At 64.2% G+C, this 25,885-nt stretch carries 17 protein-coding genes, 1 other RNA gene and 1 pseudogene; 10 read left to right on the forward strand and 9 right to left on the reverse strand.

What is annotated here, in order from left to right:
• Positions 1-306: pseudogene (locus tag BM125_RS06225) on the forward strand (IS3 family transposase); the annotation flags it as partial.
• A 70-nt stretch (positions 307-376) separates the two neighbouring features.
• Here the strand turns inward: BM125_RS06225 and BM125_RS06230 are convergent.
• From BM125_RS06230 to BM125_RS06245, 4 genes are all read right to left on the reverse strand, one after another.
• Entirely contained in the window at positions 377-2,671 is a 2,295-nt protein-coding gene (locus BM125_RS06230; RefSeq protein ID WP_092406050.1) for an NACHT domain-containing protein, read from the reverse strand.
• A gap of 30 nt (positions 2,672-2,701) precedes the next feature.
• The gene (locus BM125_RS06235; RefSeq protein WP_092406052.1) at positions 2,702-3,523 is read right to left on the reverse strand and encodes a TSCPD domain-containing protein; all 822 of its coding nucleotides are present in this window, start codon (positions 3,521-3,523) and stop codon (positions 2,702-2,704) included.
• 470 nt (positions 3,524-3,993) lie between these two features.
• On the reverse strand, positions 3,994-4,710 hold the full coding sequence (locus BM125_RS20150; RefSeq protein WP_175497936.1) for a hypothetical protein: 717 nt from the start codon (positions 4,708-4,710) through the stop codon (positions 3,994-3,996).
• An 81-nt stretch (positions 4,711-4,791) separates the two neighbouring features.
• Entirely contained in the window at positions 4,792-8,067 is a 3,276-nt protein-coding gene (locus tag BM125_RS06245) for an LAGLIDADG family homing endonuclease (protein WP_092406341.1), read from the reverse strand.
• Positions 8,068-8,585: 518 nt separating this feature from the next.
• Here BM125_RS06245 and BM125_RS06250 point away from each other — a divergent pair.
• Complete coding sequence (locus BM125_RS06250; protein ID WP_175497937.1) at positions 8,586-9,959, forward strand: Do family serine endopeptidase; 1,374 nt, start codon at positions 8,586-8,588, stop codon at positions 9,957-9,959.
• A 22-nt stretch (positions 9,960-9,981) separates the two neighbouring features.
• On the opposite strand, the gene BM125_RS06255 is transcribed toward BM125_RS06250, so the two are convergent.
• The gene (locus tag BM125_RS06255; RefSeq protein ID WP_092406056.1) at positions 9,982-10,341 is read right to left on the reverse strand and encodes a hypothetical protein; all 360 of its coding nucleotides are present in this window, start codon (positions 10,339-10,341) and stop codon (positions 9,982-9,984) included.
• Between the two features lie 272 nt (positions 10,342-10,613).
• Between BM125_RS06255 and BM125_RS06260 the strand changes: the two genes are divergently transcribed.
• Entirely contained in the window at positions 10,614-10,862 is a 249-nt protein-coding gene (locus BM125_RS06260; RefSeq protein ID WP_092406058.1) for a hypothetical protein, read from the forward strand.
• On the opposite strand, the gene BM125_RS06265 is transcribed toward BM125_RS06260, so the two are convergent.
• Both BM125_RS06265 and BM125_RS06270 read right to left on the reverse strand, forming a co-directional pair.
• Positions 10,851-11,906: a DNA topoisomerase IB gene (locus tag BM125_RS06265; protein WP_092406060.1), complete on the reverse strand. Its 1,056-nt coding sequence runs from the start codon at positions 11,904-11,906 to the stop codon at positions 10,851-10,853. The two genes, BM125_RS06260 and BM125_RS06265, sit on opposite strands and share 12 nt — an antisense overlap.
• Complete coding sequence (locus tag BM125_RS06270) at positions 11,903-13,114, reverse strand: NAD(P)/FAD-dependent oxidoreductase (RefSeq protein ID WP_092406062.1); 1,212 nt, start codon at positions 13,112-13,114, stop codon at positions 11,903-11,905. Before BM125_RS06270 ends, BM125_RS06265 begins: the two co-directional genes overlap by 4 nt.
• 204 nt (positions 13,115-13,318) lie before the next feature.
• Here BM125_RS06270 and BM125_RS06275 point away from each other — a divergent pair, with 204 nt between their 5' ends.
• Both BM125_RS06275 and BM125_RS06280 read left to right on the forward strand, forming a co-directional pair.
• On the forward strand, positions 13,319-13,924 hold the full coding sequence (locus tag BM125_RS06275) for a ferritin family protein (protein WP_092406064.1): 606 nt from the start codon (positions 13,319-13,321) through the stop codon (positions 13,922-13,924).
• A 318-nt stretch (positions 13,925-14,242) separates the two neighbouring features.
• Positions 14,243-14,485 (forward strand): hypothetical protein, encoded by a 243-nt coding sequence (locus BM125_RS06280; protein WP_092406066.1) that lies wholly within the window; start codon positions 14,243-14,245, stop codon positions 14,483-14,485.
• 12 nt (positions 14,486-14,497) lie between these two features.
• Here BM125_RS06280 and ligD read toward each other — a convergent pair whose 3' ends face one another.
• Complete coding sequence (gene ligD, locus BM125_RS06285) at positions 14,498-17,002, reverse strand: DNA ligase D (RefSeq protein ID WP_092406068.1); 2,505 nt, start codon at positions 17,000-17,002, stop codon at positions 14,498-14,500.
• A 140-nt stretch (positions 17,003-17,142) separates the two neighbouring features.
• On the opposite strand from ligD, the gene ku reads away from it, so the two are divergent.
• Genes ku through BM125_RS06300 form a run of 3 tightly spaced genes read left to right on the forward strand, consistent with a single transcriptional unit; the run spans position 17,143 to position 19,833 of the window.
• On the forward strand, positions 17,143-18,063 hold the full coding sequence (ku, locus tag BM125_RS06290; protein WP_092406343.1) for a non-homologous end joining protein Ku: 921 nt from the start codon (positions 17,143-17,145) through the stop codon (positions 18,061-18,063).
• Positions 18,064-18,078: 15 nt separating this feature from the next.
• A complete protein-coding gene (locus BM125_RS06295) occupies positions 18,079-18,687 on the forward strand; it encodes a GIY-YIG nuclease family protein (protein WP_092406070.1) in 609 nt (202 codons plus the stop codon).
• 24 nt (positions 18,688-18,711) lie between these two features.
• The gene (locus BM125_RS06300; protein ID WP_425429600.1) at positions 18,712-19,833 is read left to right on the forward strand and encodes an SDR family oxidoreductase; all 1,122 of its coding nucleotides are present in this window, start codon (positions 18,712-18,714) and stop codon (positions 19,831-19,833) included.
• A gap of 35 nt (positions 19,834-19,868) precedes the next feature.
• On the opposite strand, the gene rnpB is transcribed toward BM125_RS06300, so the two are convergent.
• Positions 19,869-20,249: RNase P RNA component class A (rnpB, locus tag BM125_RS06305), an RNA gene on the reverse strand.
• A gap of 383 nt (positions 20,250-20,632) precedes the next feature.
• Between rnpB and BM125_RS06310 the strand changes: the two genes are divergently transcribed.
• The gene (locus BM125_RS06310; protein WP_092406074.1) at positions 20,633-23,062 is read left to right on the forward strand and encodes an ADOP family duplicated permease; all 2,430 of its coding nucleotides are present in this window, start codon (positions 20,633-20,635) and stop codon (positions 23,060-23,062) included.
• Positions 23,063-23,221: 159 nt separating this feature from the next.
• On the forward strand, positions 23,222-25,813 hold the full coding sequence (locus BM125_RS06315; protein WP_245778818.1) for a glycosyltransferase: 2,592 nt from the start codon (positions 23,222-23,224) through the stop codon (positions 25,811-25,813).
• Positions 25,814-25,885: the final 72 nt, after the last annotated feature.

Raw genomic sequence — 25,885 nt, forward strand, 5'->3', positions numbered from 1 at the left:
GTCATCCACCACAGCGATCAAGGCGTGCAATACACCAGCAAGGCCTACCAGCAACAATTGTCCGATGCCGGGATGATCGCCAGCATGAGTCGCAAGGGTATGCCCTACGACAATGCCGTGATGGAGAGCTTCTTCAGTTCGCTGAAACAGGAGCTCACGCACCACGAGCGCTTCGTCGACCGCGACCAGGCGCGCAGCAAAGTATTCGACTAAATCGAGGTGTTCTACAACCGACAGAGGCTACACAGCGCTCTCGGCTACCAATCACCGGAGCAGTTCGAGAAGATGGCGGTGTCGCCTAATTAACCCGTCCGAGAAATCGGGGGTAGTCCAACTTGACCCCGTTCTTCGCTCCTTTGATTGATTGACTCCCTCTTTAGATTGACTTCTCGAGCTCATTGAATGCTGTCAACACAAGACCCGAGAGCCTTCGATGATCCATGAAATTCTGAAGGTCGCCTATGGCATCGCGGTTAAACAGCCACCCCCCTTCTTGAACCCCACTGATAGTTGTCTCATCAACCAATTTGCTCCGCCGAAGCACGCTTAGAAGCACATCCGAATTTCTTGACCGACCAAGAGCACCCTTCTTCCAGTCAGCCTTACGGATTGCGCTCTTAAATTTTCCATTGTGCCAAAACTTCGATAAACCGACCTCTAAAAGGTCTTTTATCAATTCAGAGCGCTCGACCTTATCTCCGATGAGGAGCGACTCGAGAGATAGCCGAGCACCTCCTCGAAGCTCACAATCATTCCCAAGCGTCGCCCCAGAAAAACTCTCCGCGTCCTGCTTGGTCAAGAAGATGACTTCCCCGTCGAATCGGCATGAGCGAAAGACACACCCCTCAAACTCAATTCCTCTAAACGACACATCCAGGAACTCACAGTCGACAAACTCGATCCCTGTCAGACAGAGCCTCTCTAGAACACCTGTGAATCGCGCCCCGCGGACAATCTCTGAACCAGGCGGCTCAGCCAATGCCTTCACTGCTACTCGCGCACGGTCAGATCCATTCACAACATCCACCTGAACATCAGCCAAGCGTTGAAGCAAATGAAACACGAATGACCGAGAACTCTTGTCTATTGCAGGAATGCGCGCCAAAAGCTCATAGACTTTGTCCATACTTTCCCCCTCAAGCATGCGACTTGTATGCTCAATAAGAAAGCCTTTTCCATTTTCCTCTGCGCGCATGGCTTCTAGCACAGACTGCCTAATTGGCGTTGCCGACTCCAAAGTCGCCCTCCGAATTGCGAGCGCTCTCAAGAATGGCGCCAAGAAATCATATGCGAAAGAGTACTGTCCATCTCCCACTTTTCGCACAAACGGGTGCGAAGAGAATTTTGAGGCATCGACCTCCGAAACTCCGGCGGCTTGCAGATCGTCTCGCTCAAATGCCAACACATCACTGCTGGAGCTAAGTAGGCTAATCTCTTGAAATACGTCTAACTGACGAACGCCGCTTATACTCAAATTCTGGCGTTTGGACTCCCGCTCACAAATCGCGATCATAAGCCCCTCAAGGCTCTGACTTGTCCAATCACTCCTAGACACGCCAGACTTTACAGCGTCGCAAACCATCGAAACCGCAATAGGCAGCGTCCAAAACTGCGCCCTAGCCCCGCCCAGATTCCCTGGCTGCTTAGCGAATGCGATAACGTCAGAGTACAGATTCGATGCGCTTTCGAATCCTTGCTGGTCATGCTCAAATACTTTCCGCATGTATTCTTTCGCTTGCTGCGGATTAAACGGGAGCAAATTTAGGGAATACACTTCTTCCGGATCTTCGCCGACTTCAATATCCCAGTACGGCGTCCTTGTGGTAAGAATAATTCGCGCTTCGCCATCCGCAACCCACTCCTTAATACCGCCAATTGTATCCGCGGCCGAAATGCTTGATCTTGGACTCGAACACAGCTCGTCGAACCCATCGAATATGAAAAGGATGAATCCGCGACGAAGTGCTGCTTCAAATAGGCTTCGGCCAATCCCGCTCCCCGAGTCGTAGTTCTGCAGCGAAAGCTGAATAATATCCCACAAGCCGGATGAGCTCGTTACCCTCCCTCCCCAATAGGCAGCCTCTACATAGACTGGCACTACTCGAGTTGATGCTATTCGCTTTGCAAACCGAGTAACGAGCTGACGACAGAGCGTAGTTTTTCCTACGCCAGCATTCGCCTTGAGGACTACTAACCTCTTTTTGTCGCCTTCTTGATCGCGTTTTGTAAAATGCTCTACTAGATAGTCATCCAGCCGGTCCTTTGGCTGCACTCCCTCCCCTCTCGGAGCGATGAAATTTGGCTCATGTGGAATTGAGTTGGCTATGTTCTGCGCGTACGATTTAAACAGCTCATTTACCTTTGTCCAAAGCAGCTCTTCGATCAGGTAAATCTTCGCATCTCGCCCGAAGGCCGCTTTGATCAAGGCATCTGCAGGGCCAGACCTGCTCTTCAATACGTATTGCTGATCATTTTTTTGAAGCAGTTTTGCAACTCGAATTATCGCCTCCTTTGTGGCATCGGACTTGAAGTAGACGAATGTATGCTCGCTTTCTACAATTCCCGCCTTCACCTTTCCGGAGTAGGCGATAGCGTCGGAGCCGACTTGAATCGGCATTATCTCGTCGTACCCGAGAATTACTAGATCATTCGAAGAAAATGGTGCCGCCATTCTTTCTACACTCCTTTGCCAAAGGTTCCGTTACCCACACTTCGAATACCCACAATTCAAACACGTCGCACAACCATCCATGATGATGGTCGCATTGGTGTTGCACTTGTGGCACATGGTGGCGCCGGGGGGGAAGGTGGGGGTGTCGTCTTCGGCTTCGCCGGGGGCGGGCGACGCCGATGGGGCGCTGGAAGCGGAGGCGCTGGGTCCCTGCCTGCGCAGGGACGATGATTCGGAAACGGCCGGTTTGGCGGTTACTTCAGACTTTTTTTTTGACTTGGCTTCGTAGGCGGCGCGCTTTTCGGCGATCAGGGCGCGTTGGGCGGGGTCCATTTCGGGATCGTGGAGCAGGCCGATCATCTTCATGTGGCGCTCGATGACGGCGCCGAGCTCGGCGACGATGCTCGGCATGTAGACGCCGCCGGCCTTGAAGTAGCCGCCGCGCGGATCGAACACGGCCTTCAGTTCCTCGACCAGGAAGGTCACGTCGCCACCCTTGCGGAACACGGCCGACATGATGCGGGTCAGCGCGACGATCCACTGGAAGTGTTCCATGCTCTTCGAATTGACGAAGATCTCGAATGGCCGGCGCAGTTCGTGCTCGGTGCCCGGGTTCAGCACGATGTCGTTGATCGTGACGTACAGGGCGTGCTCGACCAGGGGCGACTTGATCTTGTAGGTCGCGCCGATCAGTTGGTCCGGGCGCTCGACCTTTTCGTGCATGTGGATGACTTCGGCGCTGGCCGGCTCATTGGCCTCGGCCGCAGGCGCGGGCGCGGCGACGGGCGCCGGCTTCTCGTCCGGCTGGACGACGGTGTAACCCTTGATCTTCTTTTCAATCTTGATCGCCATGCCGGCGTGCTCCTTGGTTTCTGCCTGACGGTCGCGCGTTGCGCGGGTGGTCAGTTCGGTCTGTGCCGTCGGTGCCGTTTGGCCCGGTTGGCGGGTTTTTTCGGGTTCGATCCTTGGCTGGCGTCGTTCGGTCGGCCTTCGACTTCGGCACTTGATGTCCTTCGACTTCGCTGCGCTACGCTCAGGACGAACGGAATTTTATTCGCTACGCTCAGGATGAACGGACTCTTGTTCGCTGCACCAAGCTCGGGTCGAGCGGAATTCTATTCGCTACGCTCAAGACGAACGGACGCCTGTTCGCTGCGCTCAGGATGAACAGACCATTGTTCTCCAGGGCCCAACCCATACGGTCCAAGGTCGGCCCGGACCCGGGACTATTCAAGCGCTGGCGAGGCCGTGCCCCGCTCGCGCTCTGCTGCTCAAGTCATCGGGAAAGCCCTGGCCGCGGCAGCCGCGGCCAGGGCGGCCGATCACTTGCGGCCTTTCTTGCCGGCCTTCTTGGCAGCCTTCTTCGCCGGAGCCTTCTTGGCGGCCTTTTTGGCAGCCTTTGCGGCGGCGGGCGCCTTCTTCATGGCCTTCTTCGCCGATTTCTTCGAAGCGGCGGCCTTCTTCACGGCTTTCTTGGCGGCCTTGGCCTTCTTCGCTGGCGACTTCTTCACGGCCTTCTTCGCGGCGGAAGCCTTCTTGGTGGCCTTCTTGACCGCTTTCTTCACGGCTTTCTTGGTGGCCGCTTTCTTGGCGACTGCCTTCTTCGCGACCTTCTTGGTCGCCTTCTTCACCGCGCCCTTCTTGGCGGCGGCCTTCTTGGCAACCTTCTTCTTGGCGGCCTTGGCCTTCGGCTTGGCCTTGGCGGTGCTCTGGGTCACCGATTTCTTGGCTTCCTCGGCGGCCTTGGTCACCGACTTGGCGGCCTTCTTGATCTTCTTCGCCGCAGCCTTCTCGACCTGCTTCATCTTGGCGACGACGGTCTTGACCTTGCGGGCGGCCTGCTTGCGAGCCTTCTGCACCTTGGCCACGGCCTTCTTGCCGACGGCAGCAGCGGATTCCTTGGCATCGGCGGCCATGGCACTGGCGGAGCTGGCAACCGCACCGGCGGCGTCGGAAATCGCGCCACCCATTTCCTTCAGACTGTCTTTGACTTCTTCAACCGGACTTTCGGTACTCATGGTTCCCCTCTCCGCGCTCACCGCGCATGTTGATTGGCTGGGTTGGACAACGCACTACAGATAAACCGTCACGCGCGAGCGCATGCCGGGCCCACCTTCGAATCAGAACTTGCCGTAATAGCCTTCCTTCAGGGCATCGAAAAGATTGGCTGCGGTGTGGACCTCGCCATCGTACTCGATCTCTTCGTTGCCCTTGACTTCGACTATCGACCCATCCTCGAGTTCGAATCGGTACTTGGTGTTTTCCAGATCATGCTCCTTTACGAGCACTCCTTGGAAGGCCGCCGGATTGAACCGGAACGTGGTGCATCCCTTCAATCCCTGCTGATGGGCGTAGTGGTAGATGTGCTTGAAGTCCTCGTAGGGGTACGCGGTGGGCACATTGGCGGTCTTGGAGATCGACGAATCGATCCAACGCTGCGAGGCGGCCTGGATGTCGACGTGCTCGGTCGGGCTGATGTCGTCGGCGGCGACGAAGTAGTCGGGCAGCTTTTCCTCGGCCTTGTCCGAAAACGGCATGGCCTTGCCGTTGATCAGTTCGCGGTAGGCGAGCAGCTCGTAGCTGAACACCTCGACCTTTTCCTTGGACTTCTTGCCTTCGCGGATCACGTTGCGGCTGTAGTGGTGGGCGAAGCTCGGCTCGATGCCGTTCGAGGCATTGTTGGCCAGGGACAGGGAAATGGTGCCGGTTGGTGCGATCGAGGTGTGGTGGGTGAAGCGCGCGCCGACTTCGGCCAGCTCGGCGACCAGGTCCGGCGCGACCGAAGCCACGCGCTGCATGTAGCGGCTGTATTTCGCATGCAGGACGCGGCCCGGGATGCTGTCGCCGATCTGGTAGCCGTCTGCGGCCATCTCCGGACGCTTGCGCAGCATTTCGCCGGTCACGGTGAAATCGCGGGTCAGCACGGGCGCGGGGCCCTTTTCCTTGGCCAGGCCAAGGGCGACTTCCCAGCCGGCCACGGCCATTTCGCGCGAGACATCTTCGGTGAAGGTGCAGGCCTCGGGCGTGCCGTAGCGCATCTTGAGCATGGTCAGGGTGCTGCCGAGGCCGAGGAAGCCCATGCCGTGGCGGCGCTTGCTCTCGATCTCCTCGCGCTGCTCGGCCAGCGGCAGGCCGTTGATCTCGACCACGTTGTCGAGCATGCGCGTGAACACGCGCACGACCTCGCGGTATTCCTCCATGTCGAAACGCGCTTTCGGCCCGAACGGATCGCGCACGAACTTGGTCAGGTTGACCGAACCGAGCAGGCAGGAACCGTACGGTGGGAGTGGCTGCTCGCCGCAATTGTGTGCATGCAACCCGTTGCCGTCGAACGTATTGATGCCTGGAATCTGAACGTCGTAGACGTCCTCGAGGCCATCCGGTTCGAGCGCCTTGACGGTCGCCACGAATCGCTCGCGATTCAGCTTGCGCTTGTAAGCGCCGAGAAGGCCTCGCAGGCGATCGTTCTTGTCGGCGTCGGCAAATCCGATCACACGGGCAAATTCCGCCACGTTGTCGCCACTGATGACCAACTCATGTTGCGCTCGGGTGTCGTAGCGTGCGTTTCCGCCGCGCCCGTCAGGCAGCAGCGTTGAACCGGCGTCACGGCGGTTGCGGTAGATGCGCGAAGCGATGCCGAGACGCAACAACATACGCTGGGACGCTTCCAGGCGCTGCAGATCCGACTGCGCCAGGCGAATGCTCACGCCTTTGAGCTGACTGCCCTGCACGGAACCGTCACTGTCGAACAAGCCGCGCAGGAAGCCCCGCTGAAAATCGCTGGACCCTTGCTCGATGCCCGGTGTGATCGCCTTGTTGCCGGGCGTCATGCCCACTTCCGCGGCGAGCTGCTTGAGCGCACCCGTCGCGAGCCGGAATTCATTCCGGCCGGCAACGGCCTGGAATCCAGTGAAGTCGCTGCGATGCGGCATTTCGAATGCGGCGCTCTCGATCGCCGTCATCAAGGAACGCGCGCCACGTCCAGGGTGGCCTTCGCCGTTCGCGGCCAGCGCATGGCCGAACACCGACAAAACGGCCTTGTCCTGGTTCAACGTGCCGTCACCAACGAGCATGCCGAGCAGGAATCCCTCGTCGAAGTTGTAGCGACCGGGCCAGGCGATATCGTTGCGATGGTTGTTGAGAAGTACCTCGTCGCCCGGCTTTAGCTCGGAAGCAGGGCACCAAGCGGTATCGAGAGTCCAGCGTGTCTTGCTGACGACCTTGCGCACACGGTGGTCGGTGGTGAGGCGCAGCGAATGCCCTTCCTCGGTTGCCAACCTGACAACGGGCTTGGTGGCTGTCTTGAAGAATCCCTCGGCACCGCTCGCATGGGCGACGCCATCGACCCGTGCCGCAAAGGGCACGCCGATGAGATTGGCCACCTGACGCGGGCCCGCATCGGTATGCACCCACGTATCCGCCGTAACACAAGGGTTGGTCGCGCGGATGTGTTCGCACCACCAGTTGTTGTTCATCTCGTTGACGCGGTCGATCAGGATGAAGCCCGGCTCGGCGAAGTCGTAGGTGGAGACCATGATCATGTCCCACAGGTGGCGGGCGCGGATCTGGGTGTAGACCTTGCAGGCGACCAGGCCATCGTCGCGGACCACGTAGTGCTTGGTCGTCGGCCATTCGCGCCAGACCACCTTGGCGGTGTCGGCGAGATCGATCTCGTGTTGCTCCTTGATGTGGATCGGGAACACCAGCGGCCAGTCGGCATCGTTCTCGACCGCTTCCATGAAGCCGTCGGTGATCAGCAGGCTCAGATTGAACTGGCGCAGGCGCCCGTCCTCGCGCTTGGCGCGGATGAATTCCTTCACATCGGGATGGGAGACGTCGAAGGTGCCCATCTGCGCGCCACGACGGCCACCGGCCGAGGACACGGTGAAGCACATCTTGTCGTAGATGTCCATGAACGACAGTGGGCCCGAGGTGTAGGCGCCGGCGCCCGACACGTAGGCGCCGCGCGGGCGCAATGTGGAAAACTCATAGCCGATGCCGCATCCGGCCTTCAGCGTGAGGCCGGCTTCGTGGACCTTGTCGAGGATGTTGTACATCGAATCCTCGATCGTGCCGGAGACCGTGCAGTTGATCGTCGAGGTCTTCGGCTTGTGTTCGTTGGCACCGGCGTTGGAGGTGATGCGTCCGGCCGGGATCGCACCGCGACGCAGCGCCCAGAGAAAGCGTTCGTACCAGTAGTCCTGCTTTTCCTTGGCCGTCTCGACCTCGGCCAGGGCGCGGGCGACGCGCTGGTAGGTATGGTCGATGCTGACGTCGACCGGTGCGCCTTGTTTGGTCTTGAGCCTGTACTTCTTGTCCCAGATGTCCAGGGACGCAGGCTGAAGTGGAATCTCTACCGCGCCGCGCGCGAGCCCCTCTAGTCGCACCGTGCTCATTGCCAGCGTGTCCTCCCGGTTATTTTTCTGTGCCCGGGATTTCTTCCCGGTTTCGTTGTTGCGTTTCACGATCGATTGCCACGTCTTGCTGGGACGGATCAGGGTGGCCAAAGCGGACGGAATGCCTGGACATTCCCCGAATCACTCCACAATGGCTTGGTTTTTCCCCGCCCGAGGCACACAACATCTTGTGGTGACGCCTGCGCGGTACCCTACGCCCGGGATTCGCGAATGTAAAGAAGCACTTGCCCTGAACAGATCCGGTCGCGTTGAGGCGCCGCCATGGCCACGAATTTCGTTGAGGGAGGGGATTCGATGAAACCGATGGCCGCGCTTGCGGTCTCTATGCGGGCCCCTGGCGGATGCCGGGTGCTGGCCCGGTCCCGGCGCCATGATTCTTTACATCGCCGACTGGGACGTGCTGCTTCGGACAGTCGCCCCGGTCCGGGCGGGATCCGACGCCAAGCGCCCGGATCCGCCGATGATCGCCATTCAATTCAAGCCTCGGAATGACTCCCATGCCCTGGAAACCCGCATCCCCGACTTTCCTCGTGTCGATTCTGGCCCTCGTTCTCGGCCTGACCACGAACCTCAGCCTGGCCAGCCTGCCGCCCGCCGTCGATGGCCAGCCCCTGCCGACCCTGGCGCCGATGATCGATCGGGTCACGCCGGCGGTGGTCAACATCAATACCAAGACCCGCGTGCAGGTGCGCGATCCGTTCTTCGACGATCCGGTGTTCCGGCGTTTCTTCAACATCCCGAACCAGCCGCGCGAGCGCGTCCAGCAATCGCTCGGCTCGGGCGTGATCGTCGATGCCGGCAAGGGCTACGTGCTGACCAACAACCATGTCACCCAGGGCGCCGACGACATCGACGTGACCCTGCACGACAACCGCACGGTCAAGGCGCGCGTGATCGGCTCGGATCCGGACACCGATCTGACCGTGCTGCAGATCCCGGCCGATGGGCTGCAGGCGATCCCGCTGGCCCGCTCGAAGGACCTGCGCGTCGGCGATTTCGTGGTCGCCATCGGCGATCCGTTCGGACTCGGCCAGACCGTCACCTCGGGCATCGTCTCGGCGCTCGACCGCACCGGCCTGAGCCGCGGCTACCAGAACTTCATCCAGACCGATGCCTCGATCAACCCGGGCAATTCGGGCGGCGCCCTCGTCAATCTGCGCGGTGAACTGGTCGGCATCAACTCGATGATCTTCTCGCCGTCCGGCGCGAGCGTCGGCATCGGCTTCGCGATTCCGAGCGACCTCGCCGCCAACGTCATGCGCCAGCTCGTCGCCTACGGCGAAGTGCGCCGCGGCGCGCTCGGGGTCGACACCCAGGACATCACCCCGGAGATCGCCGGCCTGCTCGGCATCGATCCCGGCAAGGGCGCCGTGGTCACCCGCGTGCGCAATGGCTCGGCCGCCGCTTCGGCCGGGCTCAGGCCCGGCGACGTGATCACTGCGGTCAACGGCAAGGCCATCGGCTCCGGCCAGGAGTTGCACAACATCGAAGGCCTGACACCGGTCGGCACGGTGCTCAGCATCGACCTGCAGCGCGAAGGCAAACTGATCAACGTGGCCCTGACCCTGAATGCCAGCGCCTCGACCAGCCTGCGCGGCACGGATCTCGACGCGCGCCTGGCCGGCGTCGTGCTCAGCGACCTCAGCGATTCGCAGCGCCGGCCGGGATTGAGCGGCAGCATCGCGAAGAGCGTGGAACGCTCGAGCCGGGCCTACGCCAGCGGCCTGCGCCCCGGTGACGTCATCGTCGGCATCAACCAGCGGGACATCGAGGACACCGGCGAACTGGCCGACCTGTTGCAGCGCACGCCACGCCAGCTGTTGCTGACCGTCGTTCGTGGCCAGAGCGTGTTCTATCTGCTGCTGAAATAGGACACCGGACGGGCGCGCGCGCTCATGACCGCGTGCGTTCGATCGGCTCCTGCGGCGCCGTCTGCGCAGGCTGGGCGCCGGCGCCGTGATCGCAGTGTGGGCGGGCGCCCACCTGCTCGCGCAGGATTTGCACGAGCGGGGCGTATTCGCGATCGGCGAAATACTCCCAGACATCGTCCCACCGGCAGAAACTGACCTTCTCGACCTGACCGTAGTCGGCCAGCGTGATGTCATCGGCCGCCTTGTCGATGGCCTCGGCCAGCAGGTAGCCGGCCCAGGCCATGAAGCCGTATGGGGGCCGCTCGTGCAGGAGCACCGCAAGTACGCTGCCGTCGGCGCGGGGCTGCGAATCCCGCGCGATCAATGATCCCGTTCCGACCATGGCCCCGCTCCTCTCCGTGGACGCGGATGCTATGACTTTCCCAAATCCGTGGGAAGGGAGCACTTCACGCGGATGCAACTTCGTCTGGAAGGCCGATCGAAGTGATCTTTCCGACCTTTGCGCGGACCGCGGCCGCAGGCCTTCCGTCCCGGTTCATCGGCCTGTGTCAGGGCGCACGCAGGCCTTCCGCGATTCCGACCCGTTCATGATCCATCAACCGACCCTCATCACGGCTGTCTTACAGTATCGGCATCCGAACGACAGGAGGCGCCATGGGCGCTGTGGACTACGTGCAGTGGCCGGCCATGCTGGCGACCCTGCTTGCCGCCTGGCTGGTCGCATCCCAGCAGCGGTCTCGACGCGATCACGGCTTCTGGGTGTTCCTGCTCAGCAACGCGCTCTGGGTGATCTGGGCCGTACCTTCGCAGGCCTGGGCCCTGGTCGTGCTACAGGTCGGCCTGGCCTTTTCCAACGTGCGCGGGGTGATCAAGAACCGGAGCGCCAACGCCTCATCGACCTGACCGGCTCGGGGCAGCGCCCGCCCCGGCCTTCCGCAGGAAGCGCAGGCTGGCCCGTTCGAGCTTGCGCGGATAGGCCACCTCCTGCGCGCTGATCACGCGTTGCAGGGAGCCTTCGCTCCAGGCGGAGATGACGGCCGGGTGGATATAGGAATTGCGGCAAACCGCCGGCGTGTTGCGCAGGGCTTCGGCGACCACGCGGATCACTTCGTTGATCGCGCGCGCCAGGAGGCGTGCATCGACAGGATCCGGCAGCGGCGTGGTGACGAAGACGGCGATGGCGTGCCGGGTCGCTCCCCAGGTGCGGAAATCCTTGGCCGTGAAATCACCGCCCATGGCGGCCAGCAGGTAATCGTTGACCATGCCCGAGTCGATGGGCTGCGGCACGCCATCATCGCCGGTGAACTGGAACAGGGCCTGCCCCGGCAGTTGACGGCAGCGACGCAGCAGACGCACGAGGCGCGCGTCATCCACCGGCACGCTGTGCTTCAGTCCGCTCTTGCCGCGAAAGCGGATCAGGGCCCGACCGCGAAGGAAAGCGACATGCCGGGCCAGCAGGGTGGTCAGTCCGAACGATCCGTTCTCGTCACGGTAGCGGGCATTGCCGATCCGGACCAGGGTCTCGGCCAGCAGGCTGACGACGATCGCAACGACCTTTTCGCGGGGCAGGCCGGGCAAGCGCAGATCACGCCGCAGCGCCCGGCGCAGGCGTGGCAGGCGTTCGCCGAAGTCGACCAGACGTGTGAACTTGCCGGCATCGCGCACGGCGCGCCAGCGCGGATGGTAGCGGTACTGCTTGCGGCCGCGGGCATCGCGTCCGGTCGCCTGCAGATGGCCGCGCGGGTTCGCGCAGATCCAGACGTCTTCGTAGGCCGGGGGAATCGCGAGTTTGCGGATACGCTCGAGGGTCGGGGCGTCGGTAACCCTGCAGCCGTCCGCGTCTCGGTAGACGAAGCCCTTGCCGGCGCGGCGACGGCGAATGCCGGGGGCCTCGTCACTGACATGGACGAGTCCGGCCAGCCGCGCCTGTGCCGGGCCCTCGCTCATGACCCCTTGCGCGTGAACGAGAACAGGCCTGCACACGGATGTTCGTCGCCCTCGAGCGCGGCGCGGATGATGCGGGCACCGATCGCGCTGTAGGTGATGCCGTTGCCGCCATAGGCCATGGCGAAATGCACGCGCGGGCCGTACCGCGCATGCGGACCAAAGTACGGCAATCCGTCCGGCGTTTCGGCGAAGGTACCGGCCCAGGCGAAGGCGATTTCGAGCGGGACATCGGCAAAGCGGGCGGCGAACCGGCGCCGGAGTTTTTCCGCCTTGGACGACACGCTGGCATCGCGTCGGGCCGGAATGTCGATCGCATCATCCTCGCCGCCGATGATCAGGCGACGATCGACCGTGCTGCGCGCGTACAGATACGGCCGCGCGGTTTCCCAGACCACGCACTCGTCGAGTGGACCGATGCCGTCGGGCAGCGGGTCCGTGACGAATGCATAGCTGGACCGATTGCGGGCGACGCGTTCGTCGAGGAAGCCTTGCGACTCGTAGCCGGCGGCCACGACCACATGCCGGCAGCGGATCTGGCGACCATTGTCGAGCCGCACCGTGGCGCCGCGCGCGCTCGGGTCGATCGCGGCGACCGCCGTGCGCTCGAACAACTCGGCGCCGTTGCGAATCGCCTGGGCAAGCAGGCGACGCGCGAACTGGACCGGATCCACTTCGGCGGCGACGGCCGAGAGCAGACCGACGCCGGCATCGAGCCCGAAGCGCTGCGCGAGCGATTCGCGCTCGAGGCATTCGACCTCGAAGCCATGCCTGCGACGCAAGGCGGCCTCGGCGCGCACGCGCCGATCGTGATACCAGTGGCTCGAAAAATACAGGCTGCGCATGGGCCTGACATCGACCTTGCGCAGGCGACGGGCGAGGCGCAGCAGATCGCGCACCGCCGCTTCGCAGGCGCGATAGGCAAGCAGGGCCGCATCGAGACCGAAGGTCCGGCCCAGCGCCTGCAGTTCGACATCGATTTCGTACTGCAGCAGGGCCGTGCTCGCCGAGGTGCTGCCCCAGCCTGCCTGGCGACGATCGACCAGGGTTACCGACCGGCCCGATGCGATGAGTTCGCGCGCGACCAGGGCGGCGGTGATACCTGCACCGATGATCAGGACATCGCAGCGATGATCGCGCTCGAGCGGCGGGTAAAACGCCGCCTGGGCGTTCTTGAGCATCCAGTAGGGGGAACCACTCTTCAGATCCATCGGCACACTACCGTAAATGAGTGCCGCGCATCGTCGTCCGGGCCAGATGAACTGCGCTGGAAGCACGCGCGCGAGCGCCTGGTGTTTTCGCAGCCGGGCGCTAAACGCTTCATGAAAGCCCTTCCCCGCCTGTACCCGTTGTTCACTTTGTATTGTTCGAGTCGACGGTCTACTCCGGTTTCAACCAGCCCGAGGAGATCGACCATGCAACGCAAGTTCAACGATGACCAGGTCCATGAGTTGCTGTACCAGGCGCTTGAGACGGAGCGCGGCGGCATCAAGCTGTATACGACCGCGATTCGCGCCGCCGCCAACGACGATCTCAGGAAGGAATGGGAGGGCTACCTCTCGGAAACGCGCACGCACGAAAGCGTGCTGACCCATGTGTTTACCGAGTTGGGACTCGATCCAGAGACGCCGTCGCCAGGTCGCGCCGTCGTCGCGCACATCGGCGATTCACTGGTGCAGGCGATCGAGATGGCCCTGCAGGACGGCAATCCCGAGGCGGCCCAACTCGTTGCCGGCGAATGCGTCGTGCTCGCCGAAACCAAGGACCATTTGAACTGGGAACTGATCGGACATGTCGCGAAGCATTCCAGCGGCGAGATGTCTAAGGTGCTGAAGCAGGCCTACGAAGCGGTGGAGCAGGATGAGGACCACCACCTCTACCACACCACCGGATGGACGCGCGAACTGTGGATTGATTCGCTCGGATTTCCTGCCGTGCTTCCGCCTCCGGAGGAAGTCAAGAATGTGGAAACGGCGATCGGTGCGTCACGTGCGGAACATGCGCGCAGCGAAATGCTCTAAGGCAGGATGTCAACAAGCAGCGAAGCCGTCACGACGCCTGCCTGTATGCAGATCCCGACGCGCGGAACCAGACATTCAAGTCGGCGCAAAAAGTGTCCGCGCGCAGGCAGGCGTCACCTGACCGATGGATCGGATGGTCAAAAGGTCGCGTCCAGAAGGCCCGTCACAGGCACGGCGCGGCTCGGGGAAACCCTGCATACGCAGGATTCGTGACGTGCTTCGCAGCCTGGACGCGTGGCCGGTTCGCGACTGCCATGCCGTTCAGGCGAGCCGGCATAGCCTTTGAATCCGGTTTGGAACCCTTTGGAGTCCTGCACCATGAATGAAGAATCCCTGACCGCAGCGGAACGCCCCGCGCTACGCGCCGGCTTTCCGCCCCCGCCCGAGTTCGGCGATGTCGTCGATGCCCTCGACGATGCCGCAGCGGCATTCCGGGTCGTCGTGCGCAGGCGCACCGAGGGCCTGCTCGACCGGGCACGCATCCGGATCCGCGAACGCCCGTTGCGCGCCGTCGCCCTTGCCGCCGGCGCGGCCTGGCTGATCGCTCGACTGCGCCGCTGATCGTCCTCGCTCTCAGAGCGCGTCGAGATCGGGCAGGGACTGCTCAATCCTGGCGATCGCGGCCCACGGATCCGCAGCGCGCCTGTCGATCCAGGACAGTGCGTTCTTCAGGGTGAACTGATCGGGCTTGCGCACGCGCGCCAGATCTTCCCAGGCAATAGGCATGGCCACACCTGCACTTTCCCGAGCCCGCAGCGAGTACGAGGCGATGCTCGTCGCGCCGTGGGCATTGCGCAGCCAGTCGATGAAGATGCGGCCCTTGCGGCGGCTCTTGTCGGCGACGCTGACGAAGCGCTCCGGATCGAGCTTGACCATGGCCTCGGCGACCGCGCGCGCGAATGCCTTGACCGCGTCCCATTCCACGCTCGGCTTGAGGGGCACGACGAGATGCAGGCCCTTTCCCCCCGAGGTGCGCAGGAATGCCTGCAGGCCGACCGAGTCGAGCTGGCGGTGCAGGCGGCGGGCAGCGCGCTTCACCTCGCCCCACGAAGCACCGGGGCCAGGATCGAGATCGAAGACCATGCGATCGGCGCGCTCCGGCGCGGCCGAGCGTGCACCCCACGGATGAAATTCGAGGGCGTTCATCTGCACGAGTTCGAGCAGGCCCTCGACGTCGTCGATGCACAGGTAACGGTTGCGTCCGCTTTTCTCGCGAATCATCACGCCATGCACATGCTTGCCGATGCCACGGGTCGCGTGCTTCTGGAAGAAGCAGCCCTCACCGACACCATCCGGGCAGCGCACGATCGACAGCGGCCGGCCTTCGATTTCGGCCAGCAGCCACGGGGCCACGGCACGGTAGTAGTCGGCGACGTCCTGCTTGGTGCGGCCCGTCTCGGCATAGACGAGGCGCTGCGGATGGCTGATCTCGATCCTGGAATTGGCCATGGCGCTGTTCTTCCGTTCGGCACGTGGCGTGCGGGCTGACTGCCCGGAACGACGCGCGGCGGGGTGGCCCACGGTATCGGGGGCGACATCGGCGCGCGACTTGTCTTCGCGCAAGGCCTTGAACGCTGGCTGGCGCAGCAGGCCGCGATTGCCGACGCCCTGGAAGTAAACCTCGACCACAAGCTCCGGCGTGACCCAATGCGCGCCATCGAGGTCGGCCCTGGCCATCCGCTCGGTCGGCACCGGAGCGTCGTCGATCACGCTCGCATCGAGACGGCGGCGCAGCATGCGCAGACGCTCGTTGCCGATGCCGGTTCCGACGCGGCCAGCATAGCGCAGGCCGCGCCCGTGCGGCTTGGCCAGGAGCAGGGCGCCGAGACCGCGACGATGTCCCTTTGGCTCGGTGAAACCGACCACGATGAATTCATCGGAAAGGCGTGCCTTGGACTTGACCCAGTCGCCGTTGCGGGCGCCGCGATAGACGCTGTCGATGCGCTTGCTGACGAGGCCTTCAAGGCCATTCGCGGCGGCCTGGGCGAACAAGGCCGGACCATGGCCCACTTCGTGCTCGGAATAGCGCAACAGCGGATCGGGATGGGCCGCGAGCAGGGCGGCCAGCCAGGCCTTCCGCGCGAGCAGCGGCACCTCGGCGAACGAGCGCCCGTCGGCATGGATGACATCGAACAGCATGTAGAGGATGTCTGCCCCGTTGTCCCCGGCGAGTCGCTCCTGCAAGGCATTGAAGCTGTCGCGGCCGTCGTCGAGGACGATGATCTCGCCATCCAGGCGCGCGCTGCGCAATCCGAGCCCGGCGATGGCGCGGGCAATCGCTGGCAGTCGCCCGGTCCACTCGATGCCGTTGCGCGACCACAAGCGGACCTTGCCGCCCGCGACCGCGGCGAGCAGGCGGTAACCATCCCACTTGGGTTCGTGCAACCAGTGGCTGCCGCGCGGCGGCTTGTCCGCGGGCTTGCAGAGTTCGGCCTTGAACGCGGCCGTGGTGATCCGTTGCGGCACGCTGCCGGGCAGTTCCTCCGGCGAAGGCGGCGCCGCGGCACGCCGCTGCCGCGCGGCAGCGGCAGGCTTCGCCGGGAGGCGCTTCGTTGCACGCGGACGGTCGCTGCGCCGGTCGAGAAAATCATCCGCCTCGGCCGCCCGGGCGAATGCATCGCGGTGCTTGATCAGCAGCCACTGTGGCTTGCCGCCGCGGCGCCGCGTGCGCACGAGCACCCAGCTGCCGCGCAGGATTGCGCCATGCAGGGTGAACTTGAGTTCACCGGCCTCGAGTCCGGCGCGTGCGCTGCCCTCGGCCTCCCAGGTTCCGGAATCGAAGATGTCGACATGGCCGGCACCATAGTTGCCTTCGGCAATGTCGCCCTCGAAGGTCGCATAGGCCAGCGGATGATCCTCGACCTCGACGGCCAGGCGCTTGACCGTCGGATCGAGGCTCGGCCCCTTCGGCACTGCCCAGCTCTTCAAGGCGCCATCGAGCTCGAGCCGAAAGTCGTAGTGCCGATGCGAGGCGTGGTGGAGCTGCACGACGAAGCGGCGCCCGCCGCGTTTACCGCCTGCGCTGGGCTCGCGCGTGCGCGAGAAATCGCGTTTGCTGCGATAGGTTTGGAGCGGCATCCCGGCTAAGTCCTGCAAAGGTGGTGGCAGCAGCGAGCCTGATAGCAAGGCCAGTCTGAATCACGCCGAAACCGCGCCGGCACGGCGGCGTTCATGGATCCGGTGGCACGCTTGCCTCCCGGCGCGAAATGGAGAGTGACATGGCGAGACCGATCTGGAACGGCGTGATTTCGTTCGGCCTGCTCAATGTGCCGGTTTCGCTGATGAGCGGCGAACGCAAGGTGGACCTGCATTTCCGCATGCTCGATGCGCGCGACCGAAAGCCGATCCGCTACGAGCGCGTCAATGCCGAGACCGGCGAGGAAGTGCCATGGAAGGAAATCGTCAAGGCTTTCGAGTACGAGAAGGGCAACTATGTCGTGCTCGAGGACGAGGACATCGAGGCCGCGGCGCCCGAGGGTCACGAATCGGTCGACCTCGAGGCCTTCGTCGAGCGCGACGCGATCACGCCGACCTACTATGAGAAACCCTATGTGCTGGTGCCGGGCAAGAAGGCCGACAAGGGCTATGTGCTGTTGCGCGAGACCCTGCGCAAGACCGGGCGCATCGGCATCGGCCGCGTCGTCATCCGCACCCGCGAATACCTTTGTGCCGTGCTTCCGCAAGGCGATGCGCTGATCATGAACCTGCTGCGGTATCCGCAGGAGCTGGTCGATCCGAACGACTACCGCCTGCCCGGCGCCAAGCCTGCTTCGGCGCGCCTGACCCGGGCCGAGCTCGAGATGGCCGAGAAGCTGGTGGAGTCGATGTCGGCGCAATGGAAGCCGGAGAATTATCGCGATGAATATCGTGAACGCCTCGGCAAGGTGATCGAAAAGCGCATGAAGTCCAAGGGCGTCACGCGCCGGATCGAAGAGGAAGCCGAGGTGCCCGAGGATGCGACCACGAACGTGGTCGATTTCGTGTCGCTGCTGCGCAAGAGCCTGGCCAGCAACAAGCGCACGCCGGCGCGCGCGAAGTCGGCGCCGGCCCCGAAGAAGAAGACCGCGGCCAAGCGCAAATCGCGAAGTGCTTCGTCGAAGTCGCGCCCGGCGTCGAAGTCGTCCCGCAAGCGCGCCTGAGCGAATCGCGCCGGCATGGATGAATCGGGCATCCGCACGCCGTGGAGCGGCCGCTGTTTCGTCTACCTGCTGCCGTGCCGCGAGGAAGACACGCTCAAGATCGGCTTCGCGCGCGATCCGTGGGCGCGCCTGGCCGCGTTTCATCGTCGCTTCGACCGCTTCTTCGACCTGGCCCGTGGCGCCGTCGTCGAAACTGATCGCGTGCGCGAGGCGCGCGCCATCGAGGCCGCGCTCAAGACCGCGTTTGCCGATGCAGTCACGCCGGCGCCGCTGCCGGTCCGTGCCCGCGCGGGAGGCCGGTTCGAGTGGTTTCGTGGCGTGCATGCCGCGGCGTTCGAGCAGATGCGCTCGACCAGCGATGCGCTCGGCTACGCCTTCCATGCCCCGCTCGATGCCTGGTTGCGCGACCAGTGGATGGTCCAGCTCGAGCGCATCGTCGACTGGAGCCGCGATGCCTATGCGCTCGTCGAGACCCTGCACTACAACGCCTCGAGCGAGCTCGCCCTGCCGCGCGAGCGCGCCCTGCGCGAACGCCTCGAAATCTGGGAGAGCATCGGCATCGACATCGGCCTGTTGCTCGACGGAACCGCGGGCCAGTGGTACCGCTGCGGCTTTGCCGATTGAACACGGCAACGATCGCGCGCCTGAATGCAACTCGAGCGGCGGGCGGCAAGGCCCGCCCAAGGCCGCGCCCGTTCATCGGCAGGCCATGGGCGCGGCGCCACCATCGAGCGGGAATTGGAAAGGATCACGCCGATGCCCACACGCAAGCGAAAGAACGAGACGCCCGCCCGCTCCAGCGGCGACATCGCAGCCACCGTCAGGCGCCAGCGCGCGATCGCGCGCAAGGCGCAGCAGGCCAATGCGCGGGCACGCCGACGCGCTGACGGGAACAAACCGGTGCAGGCCGGCGGCCGCAAGCAGCCGGTCAATCCGTTGCCGCGCCAGCATCTGGACAAGCCGGGACTCGAGAGTGCGCTGTCGCCGCCGCCACGGCACGAAGCCCCGGCTTATGCCGGCAGCGGCAAGCTCAAGGGCTGCGTCGCCCTGATCACCGGTGGCGACTCCGGCATCGGCCGCGCGGTCGCGATCCTGTTCGCCCGTGAAGGTGCCCACGTCGCGATCGTCTATCTCAACGAGCACAGCGACGCGCGCGCGACACGTCACGCAGTCGAGAACGAAGGCCAGCGTTGCCTGCTGATCCCGGGCGATGTGCGTGATCCGGCATTCTGCGAGCAGGCGGTCGGACAAACCGTCGGGGAATTCGGCGGACTCGATGTACTGGTCAACAACGCAGCCTTCCAGCAGAGTTGTTTCGACATTGCCGATCTCGATGACCGGCACCTGCAGGAGACGCTGCAGACCAACATCGCCGGCTATTTCAACATGGCGCGCGCCGCACTCGCGTACATGAAGTCCGGTGCGTCGATCATCAATACCGGTTCTGAAACCGGTCTGCTCGGCAGCGCGCATCTGCTCGACTATTCGGCGACCAAGGGCGCCATCCACGCCTTCACGCGCTCGCTGGCGCAGAACCTGCTGCCGCGCGGCATCCGCGTCAATGCGGTCGCACCGGGCCCGGTCTGGACACCGCTGAACCCGGCCGACAGGCCAGCCGACGCGGTCGCCGAGTTCGGCAGCCAGAGCGCGATGGGCCGCCCGGCCCAGCCCGAGGAAATCTCGCCGGCCTATGTGTTCCTGGCCTCGCCGGTCTGTGCGAGCTACGTCAACGGCATCGTGTTGCCGGTGATGGGCGGCCCGCAGGGCTGAACGGCCGCCCCGACGCCCGCCTGCAACAGGGGAAAAGAAGGAGTCGGCCGATAAGCCGGGTTTTGTCGTGGGCAGCCATTCCTCTGGACCCTGCGTCGCCGCAGGATTCAAGCAACCAACCCGGGAGCGACGCGGGCCGCGCCATAGCTCCCCTATTTGGTCTTGCTCCAGGTGGGGTTTGCCGTGCCGTGCGGCGTTGGCCCCGCACGCGGTGCGCTCTTACCGCACCGTTTCACCCTTACCACGCATGACCGCGGCGACCCGGAAAACCGGATGCGCAGACACCGTTCGGCGGTTTGTTTTCTGTTGCACTTTCCGTCGACTCACGTCGCCCAGGCGTTACCTGGCACCTTGCCCTGCGGAGCCCGGACTTTCCTCGCCGTGCCGAAGCACGTCGCGACTGCCTGGCCGACTCCAGCGCGCAGTGTACAGCGCCGGGGCCTGCTGCGCCCGGATTCGCGCCAGCGATGCAAAGCCGGATCCCACGACGCCATCGATTCCTCGCAGCGTGTCCATCCGTGGACAGGCAACGCCCGCGAGCGGACAGTCGGCTGCACCGGTCGCAGCCGGATAGCCGGATTCCTGGGCTCACAATCCGTGGCATGGCGCTTGCTAACGTGCTGGCAAGGCCGGTCGATGGGCACCACCCCGTGCTGCTGCATCTGCCCCTGCGTTGGGCGCCCATCGAGACACCCTTCGCCCGTTTCGAACATCCAAGCGTTTCGAAAGCGGAAACGCCCTATTCCTCGCGAGGCTCGGATCGGGCCTCGCGAGTTACCACCCAATACAAGGATCGACCATGGCATTCGGCAGCGCAATCGGTGAGCTCGTTCATGCCACGCGCAGGTTGCGAGGCGCGCCGGGCTTCACCATCACGGTCGTCGGCGTCCTCGGCCTGGCGATCGGCGCACTGGTCAGCCTGTTCTGCGTGGTCAACACGGTCCTGCTGGATCCGCTGCCCTACGCGCAGCCGGAACGGCTCGTCTACGTGGCCGGTAGCGCGCCCGGCTCCGAGTTGCCGGCCGAGTTCGGCGTCGCCCCCGAGTTCTACGTGCAGTATCACGAGCAGTCGCGGCAGCTCGAGGACATGGCCCTCTACGACACGGGCACCTCCACGCTGCGCACGGCGGACCGCGTCGAACGCATTCGCATGGGCTTCACGACCTTTTCGCTGTTCTCGACCCTCGGCGCACAACCGATCCTGGGCCGCTTGCCGGTCGCTGCCGACGAATCACGCGTCGTGGTCCTCAGCCATTCGCTGTGGAGCGCCTGGTTCGGCCGCGATACTGGCGTGCTCGGGCGCACGGTCAAGGCCTCGGGCAAGGACCGCACGGTGATCGGCGTCATGGGTCCGCAGTTCCGCTTTCCGAGCGACGACACGATGCTCTGGATCCCCGGCACGGTCGAGGCCAGGGACATCGACAAGCCCGGCGACTTCGGCGAGGGCCTGGTGGCGCGCATGGCGCCCGGCGCGACCCGCGAAGGCGTCGCCCGCGAACTCACGACCCTCGCGTTGCGATTGCCGGAGCGCTTCGGCGGTTCGCCGAGCTACGCCCGCACGATCGAGAAGCATCAGGCGATCGTGCGCCCGCTCGACCAGCAGCTCCTCGGCGCCGCCGCACGGCCGCTCTGGATCCTGCTCGCCGCGGCCGCCATCGTCCTGCTGATCGCCTGTGCCAATGTCGCCAACCTGATGCTCGTGCGTGTCGAAGGGCGGCATCGCGAGATGGCCATGCGTCGCGCGCTCGGCGCGACCCGGGTCGAGCTGATTCGTACCCAGGTCGCCGAGATCCTGGTCGTAGCCCTGGCCGCGGGCGTCCTCGCCCTGGCCCTGGCGGCCGCGGCCCTGCCGGCATTCCTGCGTGCGGTGCCCGCCGGCGTGCCGCGTCTCGATGAGGTCGGACTCGATGCATCGAGCGTGCTGTTCACCTTGGCCGCAGCGATCCTGGCCGCCGTGCTGTGCGGGATCCTGCCGGCCTGGCGCGGTTCTTCGCCGAACCTGGCCCGACTGCGCGAGGGTGGCCGCGGCATGACCCGTCGCAGCCACTGGTTGCGCGACGGGCTGGTCATCGCGCAGACCGCGCTGGCGCTGGTCCTGCTGATCGGCTCGGGCCTGCTCGTGCGCAGTGCCTACGGCCTCTGGCACACCGATCCCGGCTATGACACCGAGGACGTCTTCACCTTCCAGTTCGCCCCGGACCGGCCCGGGCTCAAGACCGCGAACGACTACGCCCGGTTCGACCTCGCCTTCCTCGACCGCCTTGCCGCCCTGCCCGGCGTGCAGTCGGTCGGCCTGGTCGAAAACGTGCCCCTGAACGAAGGTACGGCGACGATGCGCGTCCGCAGCGAAGGCGCCGAGCGCAACGGCGGCGATGGCGTGCTGCTCAACTACACGTTCACCGCTGGCGATTATTTCAGGACCATGCGGATCACCCTGCTCGAGGGACGCGCATTCACCGCCGACGACCACGACCAGGCGCGCGGCAACGTGATCCTCAGTCGCGGCGCCGCAGACCGCCTGTGGCCTGGCCAGGACGCGCTCGGCCGACGCATCCAGCGCGAAGGACAGACCGCCTGGGAAACCGTGGTCGGCGTCGTCGATGACGTCATGCAGGACAGTTTTCGTGACAGCCCGCAGCCGCTCGTCTACTTTCCGCTGGCCGACACGACGGCGGACGGCGGCCGCTTCGTCTCCTCGCCGGCCTATGTGCTCAGGACCGCGCGCGCCGAAACGATCGCGCCAGAAGTGCGTGCGCTGGTGCGCGAAGTCGCGCCCGAGGCGCCGATGTACCGTGCCTTCACCCTGGCCGGCCTGTCCCGCGATTCGATGGCCGAGCTCTCGTTCACCCTGCTGACCCTGGGGATCACGGCGGCGCTGTCCCTGCTGCTCGGTGCGATCGGCCTGTATGGCGTGCTGTCCTATATCGTCGGCGAGCGCAGCCGCGAGATCGGGGTGCGCATGGCCCTTGGCGCGCGAGCGGCGCAGGTCAGGCGCCTGGTCGTGGTTCAGGGCGCGCGCGTGGTCGGCATGGGCGTCGGCGTCGGCGTCATAGCGGCGCTGCTGTTCACGCGGACCCTCGGCAGCCTGCTGTTCGGCGTGCAGCCGGTCGACCCGACGACCTTCGCGCTGATGGGATTGACCATGATCGGCGTCGGCTGGCTGGCCAGCTACCTGCCGGCGCGGCAGGCTTCGCGCCTGGATCCGGTCGAGTCGCTGCGCAAGGAATAGGCCCGTGCATGCTCGGCGAGGAGGCTGCACGCGCCGCCCGCCGATGAACCCGGAGCCAACGCCTGATCGCGGCCTGCCCCCCATTCGTTGAGGCCGGGCAAGGGCTCCGCTATGCTGCCGCGCTGTTTTGCGCTTCGCGCCAGTCACCACGGGTTTCCCTTGATCAACACGCGCTCCGAAGTGGTGGAAAAATCGTTCTGGCGCGCCGTCCTGTTCGCCGTGACGATCGCCGCCCTGAATTTCGGCCTGTGGGCCTTCCTGAACCGGCCGATGCAGGTGCCGGACTGGAGCGGCCGTGTCGAGGGCATGGCCTTCAGCGCCTTCCAGCGCTACCAGGATCCGACCAAGGACCTGTTTCCAAGCGAAACCGAACTGGCCAGCGACATCCGCCTCCTCTCGCAGCACACCAAGCGCCTGCGCACCTACTCCTCGGTCGAGAGCCCGCAGATCCCGCGCCTGGCTGCGTTCTACGACATGGAGGTGATGGCCGGGGCCTGGATCGACAAGCGCATGCGCAACAACGAGGCCGAGCTCGAAGCCCTGGTCGCGCTGTCGCGCAAGCATCCGAACATCACCCGCGCGATGGTCGGCAACGAGACGATCCTGCGCGGCGACGTCAGCGTCGAGCAGTTGATCAACTACATCGACCGCGCCCGCGCCCAGCTCAAGATCCCGGTCTCGACCGCCGAGCCGTTCTTCGTCTGGGAACGCAACCCGCAGCTGGCCGACCACGTCGACTTCATCAGCGTGCATTTGCTGCCGTACTGGGAAAAGATCCCGCGCAAGGACGCCATCAATTTCACCCTCGGCCAGTACAACCGGCTCAGGGAACTGTTTCCCGGCAAGCCGGTCGTGATCGGCGAAATCGGCTGGCCCTCGAACGGCGACCGCAAGGAATACGCGCAACCGTCGATCGAGAACGAAGCGCAGTTCCTGCGCGAGTGGTTCAACGTGGCCGAACGCGAGCACATCGACTACTACGTGATGGAAGCGATCGACCAGCCCTGGAAGGAAGACATCGGTGGCCGCGCCGAAGCTTACTGGGGCATGTTCAATGCCGCCCGCGAGCCGAAGTTCTCGCTGACCGGCAAGGTCACCGAGGACCCGACCTGGCCGATCAAGGCGATCTGCGCGTCCCTGCTCGCCTTGCTGCCGATGTTCTGGTTCGCCCGACATTTCATGCGCTTCTACGTCAGCGGCATCCTGTTCTTCCTCGGCCTGATCCAGCTATCGGCCTCGGTCGTGGTGTGGTCGGTCAGCGTGCCGATGGCGTTCTACCTGAGTCCGTTCGACTGGACCATGTTCCTGCTCCTGGTCCCGGCCCAGCTCGCCATCATCCTGGTCCTGCTGATCAACGGCTTCGAGTTCACCGAGGTCCTGTGGCGGCCACGCTGGCTGCGCCATTACGGCCTGCTCGAACCATCGCCACCGGCCGCGCAACCGTTCGTGTCGATCCACCTGGCCTGCTGCAACGAACCGCCGGAGATGGTCATCCTGACCCTCGATTCGCTGGCCGCGCTTGACTACGAAAACTACGAAGTGCTGGTCATCGACAACAACACCAAGCGCGAGGAAGTGTGGAAACCGGTCGAGGAATACTGCGCCCGGCTCGGTGCGCGCTTCCGGTTCTTCCACCTGAACCCGTGGCCGGGATTCAAGGCCGGCGCACTCAACTTCGGTCTCGAGCAGACCGATCCTCGCGCCGAGGTGGTGGCCGTGGTCGACGCCGACTACGTCGTGCGCCGCGACTGGCTGAGTGCCCTGACCGGCCACTTCGGCGATCCGAAGGTCGCTGTCGTGCAATGCCCGCAGGCCCATCGCGAGTTCGAGGACAATGCGTTCCGGCGCATGACCGCGTGGGAATACGACGGCTTCTTCCGCATCGGCATGCACCATCGCAACGAGCGCAACGCGATCATCCAGCACGGCACCATGACCATGGTGCGCAAGGACCTGCTGGCCAATACCGGCTGCTGGTCGGAATGGACGATCTGCGAGGATGCCGAACTCGGCCTGCGCCTGATGCATGCCGGCCACGAGCTGGTCTATGTCGACGAACTGATGGGCAAGGGCCTGACCCCGGCCGACTTCACCGCCTACAAGTCGCAGCGCTACCGCTGGGCGTTCGGCGCGATGCAGATCATGAAGGCGCGCTTCGGCTGGATGACGCGCAAGGACAGTCCGCTCAGCCGCGGCCAGAAGTTCCACTTCCTGACCGGCTGGTTCTCATGGTTCGCCGATGCCCTGCACCTGGTGTTCACGATGATGGCGATCATCTGGACGATCGGCATGGTCGGCTGGCCGGAGAAGTTCACCCTGCCGATGGAACTGTTCCTGATCCCGATAATCGGCTTCATCATCAGCAAGGCCGTGTTCGGCATCGTGCTCTACCGCAAGCGCGTGCCGTGTTCGTGGTACGACACGATCATGGCCTCGATCGCCAGCATGGGCCTCAGCCACGCCATCGCACGCGGCATCTTCCTCGGCCTCTGGAAGAAGAAGGGCGAGTTCGTGCGCACGGCCAAGAGCCGGCGCCTGAGCAGCAAGCCGAGCGCATTTTCCTCGGTGCGCGAGGAACTGCTGATGTTCATCGCCCTGATGGGCTGCGTGGTCGGCATGGTCACGTCGAACGGCATCACCTACACCGAGGGCAAGCTGTGGGTGGCGATCCTCGCCGCACAGGCCATTCCCTATGCATCGGCACTGATCGGCGCCTGGGTCGCCCACCGCAGCAACGACCGGGCCGAATAAGGCCCTGCAAGGCGCGGGGCGAATGCAAACATTCATGGCGGAAACATGAACGGCGGGCAGGGCCGCTAACAC

This window comes from Dokdonella immobilis (assembly GCF_900115085.1).
Lineage (GTDB): Bacteria > Pseudomonadota > Gammaproteobacteria > Xanthomonadales > Rhodanobacteraceae > Dokdonella > Dokdonella immobilis.

Coding starts and splice junctions, on each gene's coding strand:
- BM125_RS06235 (WP_092406052.1), bottom strand. CDS start 3,523: ATGGCGATCAAGATTGAAAAGAAGATCAAGGGTTACACCGTCGTCCAG.
- BM125_RS06300 (WP_425429600.1), top strand. CDS start 18,712: ATGCAACTCGAGCGGCGGGCGGCAAGGCCCGCCCAAGGCCGCGCCCGT.
- BM125_RS06260 (WP_092406058.1), top strand. CDS start 10,614: ATGGGCGCTGTGGACTACGTGCAGTGGCCGGCCATGCTGGCGACCCTG.
- BM125_RS06310 (WP_092406074.1), top strand. CDS start 20,633: ATGGCATTCGGCAGCGCAATCGGTGAGCTCGTTCATGCCACGCGCAGG.
- BM125_RS06275 (WP_092406064.1), top strand. CDS start 13,319: ATGCAACGCAAGTTCAACGATGACCAGGTCCATGAGTTGCTGTACCAG.
- BM125_RS06280 (WP_092406066.1), top strand. CDS start 14,243: ATGAATGAAGAATCCCTGACCGCAGCGGAACGCCCCGCGCTACGCGCC.
- BM125_RS06250 (WP_175497937.1), top strand. CDS start 8,586: ATGCCCTGGAAACCCGCATCCCCGACTTTCCTCGTGTCGATTCTGGCC.
- ligD (WP_092406068.1), bottom strand. CDS start 17,002: ATGCCGCTCCAAACCTATCGCAGCAAACGCGATTTCTCGCGCACGCGC.
- BM125_RS06255 (WP_092406056.1), bottom strand. CDS start 10,341: ATGGTCGGAACGGGATCATTGATCGCGCGGGATTCGCAGCCCCGCGCC.
- BM125_RS06265 (WP_092406060.1), bottom strand. CDS start 11,906: ATGAGCGAGGGCCCGGCACAGGCGCGGCTGGCCGGACTCGTCCATGTC.
- ku (WP_092406343.1), top strand. CDS start 17,143: ATGGCGAGACCGATCTGGAACGGCGTGATTTCGTTCGGCCTGCTCAAT.
- BM125_RS06270 (WP_092406062.1), bottom strand. CDS start 13,114: ATGGATCTGAAGAGTGGTTCCCCCTACTGGATGCTCAAGAACGCCCAG.
- BM125_RS06245 (WP_092406341.1), bottom strand. CDS start 8,067: ATGAGCACGGTGCGACTAGAGGGGCTCGCGCGCGGCGCGGTAGAGATT.
- BM125_RS06230 (WP_092406050.1), bottom strand. CDS start 2,671: ATGGCGGCACCATTTTCTTCGAATGATCTAGTAATTCTCGGGTACGAC.
- BM125_RS06295 (WP_092406070.1), top strand. CDS start 18,079: ATGGATGAATCGGGCATCCGCACGCCGTGGAGCGGCCGCTGTTTCGTC.